The sequence below is a fragment of the Phaeobacter sp. genome (genome assembly GCF_022825805.1).
Classification (GTDB): Bacteria; Pseudomonadota; Alphaproteobacteria; order Rhodobacterales; family Rhodobacteraceae; genus Phaeobacter.
In genome coordinates, this window is the sequence record NZ_JAJDWC010000011.1 from 1 (window position 1) to 4,216 (window position 4,216).

At 58.8% G+C, this 4,216-nt stretch carries 4 protein-coding genes; all 4 read right to left on the reverse strand.

The window, feature by feature from the left end; all coding sequences use genetic code 11:
- Window positions 1-134 precede the first annotated feature (134 nt).
- Window positions 135-818 carry an alpha/beta fold hydrolase gene (locus Q0C28_RS00840; protein WP_293572755.1) on the reverse strand — a complete coding sequence of 228 codons (684 nt, stop codon included), beginning with the start codon at window positions 816-818 and terminating at the stop codon, window positions 135-137.
- On the reverse strand, window positions 769-1,686 hold the full coding sequence (metA, locus tag Q0C28_RS00845; protein WP_293572756.1) for a homoserine O-succinyltransferase: 918 nt from the start codon (window positions 1,684-1,686) through the stop codon (window positions 769-771). Before metA ends, Q0C28_RS00840 begins: the two co-directional genes overlap by 50 nt.
- 55 nt (window positions 1,687-1,741) lie before the next feature.
- Complete coding sequence (locus Q0C28_RS00850) at window positions 1,742-2,614, reverse strand: ATPase (protein WP_293572757.1); 873 nt, start codon at window positions 2,612-2,614, stop codon at window positions 1,742-1,744.
- 223 nt (window positions 2,615-2,837) lie between these two features.
- Window positions 2,838-3,983, reverse strand: coding sequence for an outer membrane protein transport protein (locus Q0C28_RS00855; protein WP_293572758.1), 1,146 nt, complete (start codon window positions 3,981-3,983; stop codon window positions 2,838-2,840).
- Between the last annotated feature and the right edge of the window lie 233 nt (window positions 3,984-4,216).

Below are 4,216 nucleotides of genomic sequence, written 5' to 3' on the forward strand. Positions count from 1 at the left end.
CCTTCTTCTTGAGCTTCGAGCTTAACGGCCCGCGCCCCGTTCGATTTTTGAATATTTAAGGTTCAAAAATCGCCCAGGACGCTACCAACTGGGGAAATTTCAAACGCCCCTTTTGGGGAGATTACATCCGGCACTTACACAAACACCTCTGCCAGCGTGTCCCGGATGGTCTGGCGCGGCACAAAGGCGGTGAGCAGCGGCACCGCCAGCGCCTGACCCAGCGGGGAGGACGTGACCTTGTAAAACCGGCTGAGCGGTGTGGGCCAGGGGTGCGAAACCCCCGCCACCGTCACCAGAGCGGCCAGGCTGCCTGGTGCATCCAGCGCCCAGGCAAGCGCCACGCCGCTGCCATAGCTCTGGCCAAGGACGATGGGCTTTTGGGCGCCAATTTGCGTGGTTGCGGCACGGATCAGGGCGGCCTGCTCGGACAGGCTGGCGCCATTGCTGTTGGCCGCATCGCTGTAGCCAAGGCCCGGCCGGTCGACGATGATCACCCGGTAGCGATCGCGCAGCGCCGGGGCCAGACGGAAGGTCATATCCCGGATATGACCGCTTGCACCGTGGATCAGCACCAGATCGGGCGCCGGATCATCCGCGGTGCGCCCAGCGGGCTGACCCAGATCCAGCAGGTGAATGCGCGCACCGCCGACATCGACAAACTGCCCGAGCGGCGGGTATTTGGCCACCGCGACGGCCTCGCGTGCGGTGGCGCGCCACAGCGTTGCGGCAGCACCAAGCGCACATAAGAGAGCCGCGATGAGCACGGCTCTACTGACCAATCCGCGCCAGATCAAAGGGGGTCGATTGGTAGATGTCATTGATCCAATTGCCGTAGAGCAAATGAGCATGGCTGCGCCAGCGGTTCTGTGGCTGGCGGCTTGGATCATTTTCGGGATAGTAGTTGATCGGCACGTTGATCGGCGTGCCGCTGGCCACATCGCGGTCGTATTCCTGTTTCAACGTGTCACTGTCGTATTCGAAGTGATTGAAGATATAGAGCGCGCGGTGGCTCGGATCCTGCACCAGACAGGGGCCAACCTCCGGGCTGCCCAGCAGCGTGGTCAAACCGGGCCGTTCATCGATCTCTCCCTGGCGCATTTCGGTCCAGCGCGACACCGGGATCACGCAATCGTCGGAAAACCCGCGCAGGTAGGGCGAGGCCTGATCCATGTTCTGATGCCGGAAACAGCCAAAGGCCTTGCGCTCCAGCATGTGCTTTTGCACCCCGTGGAAATAGTTGATCATCGCCATGCCGCCCCAGCACACCCCAAAGGTCGAATGCACATGGGTCTGCGTCCAGTCAAACACCTCGCAAAGTTCATCCCAATAGGTCACATCCTCAAACGCGAGATGTTCAATCGGCGCACCCGTGATGATCAGCCCGTCAAACCGTTCATTCTTGATATCCTGAAACGGGCGGTAGAATTCCGCCATATGTTCAGCTGCGGTGTTGCGGGTCTGATGCTCGGTCATGCGGATCAGCGACAGTTCGATCTGCAGTGGCGTTGCGCCAATCAGCCGGGCAAACTGGTTTTCGGTCTGGATCTTCTTTGGCATCAGGTTCAGCAAACCGATGCGCAGCGGACGAATGTCCTGACGTGCCGCCTGATCCGGCGACATGACCATCACGCCTTCGTTCGTAAGAACGTCATAGGCGGGCAGGTCAGCGGGGATCTTAATAGGCATGTCTTATCCTTTGAGTGTCTGTCATCGTCCGTTCTGGACGCTGGGACCCTGTGACTTAGAAGGCCTTTGCCCCAAGCTCAAGAGCGTCAGCGATCACGTCTGTGAAATCGTGCTCATCGCGCACCTTGCCGATCTGATCTGCTGTCACCGTCACGCCCCAATTCTGCGCCATCGCGCTGTAGCGGGGTTGGCGATGGGCCAGCGCCTGGGCATAGGTCCAGCGAATAAAGTCATCCGGGTCCACGTCCTGTTCTGATACGGCTTTTTCCTTTAGATACTCTTGCCAGACCCGCGCCAGAAACGCGGGTTCATAGGACATTGGCTTCGGATCACGGTCAAACCGGCGGATCAACTCTTGGGTATGGGCCTCATCCCCCTTGATCCACACCATCAACGTCTGCTCTGCCAGATAGGACAGGATCGGGTCCTGCGGGTCATTGGCATCGACCCATTCACAGATGCTGCCGCCGGTGTCGCAGATGAAATTGGGATACTCATATAGCCGCTCGGCCCGGTCGATGAAATAACCGGTGTCGCGCAGGGCGTTCAGCTCGGCGGTGCGAAACTGATCCTGCCTGCGCACATATTCGGCCATATCCAATCCGCCTTGGTCCGGATTGCCCGGTTTGCCCAGATAGGACGCAACAGGCGTCAGGTTCTCGAAGCTGATGTTGGAGCCAATGTAGATCGAGTCCGACAGCAAGAGATCACGCAGAAACGGCACCCGCATCGCCTCGGCCTTGGCGTTGTCGGTGATGTATTCGCCCATGTAACGGGTGCCGATGCGATAATCGATGGAATAGTGGAACCAGCTGCCAGCCGCCCGCAGCGTGTTGGAGACAAAGGTTTTTCCCAAACCAGACATGCCAAAGAACAAAATCCGTTTCTTCGGTGCTGCGCGCCAGTCCGCTGCGGATGAATAAAGCATATGACTTCCGGTCCCAATTGGTTTCCTGCCTTGCTACTGGCCATTGCCGGGCGGGTCAATTGGATCACTTTCGTTGCCAGGTGCGCAGAACGAGAAACCCCGCATCCGGGGGGATGCGGGGTCGGGTGTGTTGTGGTTCTGTATGGTGCGGCGCGGACATCGGCAGCGTCTGGTGGCCCCCCGTTTGGGCCGGGGCGGCGCAAGCTCTATCAGCGCCGTGTGATCAGAAGCTGTAGCCGACCTTCAGTCCAAAGCTAACAGCGTCATTGTCGACGAAATCTGCCACGCCAACCTGACCACCGGGGGCGGCGACCGCGTCACCCAGTCGGGTGTAGCGAATACCGGCAGAGATCTTCATCTTGTCCTGGGTGTATTGAATGCCCAGGCGGATCGCTTCGAAGCTGTGGGTTGGTGCCAGCGGGGAGACCAGGTTGTCGCCGTCCACATCCGCATAGATCACGGCGAGCGAGCCGGACCAGTTTTCGTTGAACTTGCGGCCAACACCCAATGTGTAGGTTACAGAGTCATCCAGATCGATCAGATCAATCGACCGACCCGCCTGCGCGCTGAGCCCAGGCACCACCAGATCGGTGACGCTGTGCTCTGCCCAGCGGATGCCACCAAACAGCAAGGTGTCTTTGGCGATACCTGTCTGCAGATCCAGATTGACCGACTGTGGCGTCTTGGTCTTGGTCGACGTGCCAGCAGATGCGCCGGTCACGAATGTCTCGGTCAGGCTGAAATCATGCTCGATCTCCGAGGAATAGGTCAGCGCCGCGCGCAGAGCGATATCTGGGATCTCATAGGCCACACCTGCCACCCAGCCAAAGGCGCCATCCTTGTTGACGCGCACATTGTACTGACCACCGATGGAGCTGTAGGCCCCGCCTGCAAGATTGATCTGACCGTCGATCTCCTGATACCGGATCCCGCCGTGGACGCTGAAGTTTTCGTTGAACTTGTAGCGCAGCAGAGCGGTCAGCGAGTTTGAGTTCGCCTCTGCCTGGGTACCGCCCAGCAGCAGCGACTGACCGACAGGGTAGTTTACATCCACGCCCCAGGGCTGGTTGTAGATCAGCGCAAAGGACAGCTGATCGTTCAGGTCACGCTTGTAGCCTGCCGCAAACATGTTGAACCGGTCACCGACGTCGCCGGTTGCCGACTGAAACGGGTTCAAAGGTGTGCCCACAGTGCTGGTCGCCCGGTCATTGCCGGACAGATCCACTGCCGTGGTGGCGACCGAGAATTCGGCGTAGGTGCCTTCTTCGAAGATGATGCCAACTGGCTGGCCGGTTCGGTCCAAACCGCTGGCAAAGGCTGAGCCGGTGGCAAGCGCCAACGCCGCCGACGTTGCAAGATAGTATTTCATTGTTCCTCCCTGCCCAGACCTTTGGTGTCTGGTTGTAACTAATCTGCGAGGCTAGCAAGGCGTTTTTTAGGGGTCAATGTTTACGCAGGGGTAGTGTCGCTAACAAGCGATATGTCCGGTGTAGGTAACATGCGATCTGTCCGGTTTTATCATGTCTCCGAAAGGAGGCGTTATGAAGCGGACAGAAGTGTTACAGGAAGTTCGACTTATGAAGTTCGAAGACGTGTATTCGC

Excerpts from the sequence above, each read along its gene's own strand:
- Q0C28_RS00850 (WP_293572757.1), bottom strand. The coding sequence starts at position 2,614 with ATGCTTTATTCATCCGCAGCGGACTGGCGCGCAGCACCGAAGAAACGG.
- Q0C28_RS00855 (WP_293572758.1), bottom strand. The coding sequence starts at position 3,983 with ATGAAATACTATCTTGCAACGTCGGCGGCGTTGGCGCTTGCCACCGGC.
- Q0C28_RS00840 (WP_293572755.1), bottom strand. The coding sequence starts at position 818 with ATGACATCTACCAATCGACCCCCTTTGATCTGGCGCGGATTGGTCAGT.
- metA (WP_293572756.1), bottom strand. The coding sequence starts at position 1,686 with ATGCCTATTAAGATCCCCGCTGACCTGCCCGCCTATGACGTTCTTACG.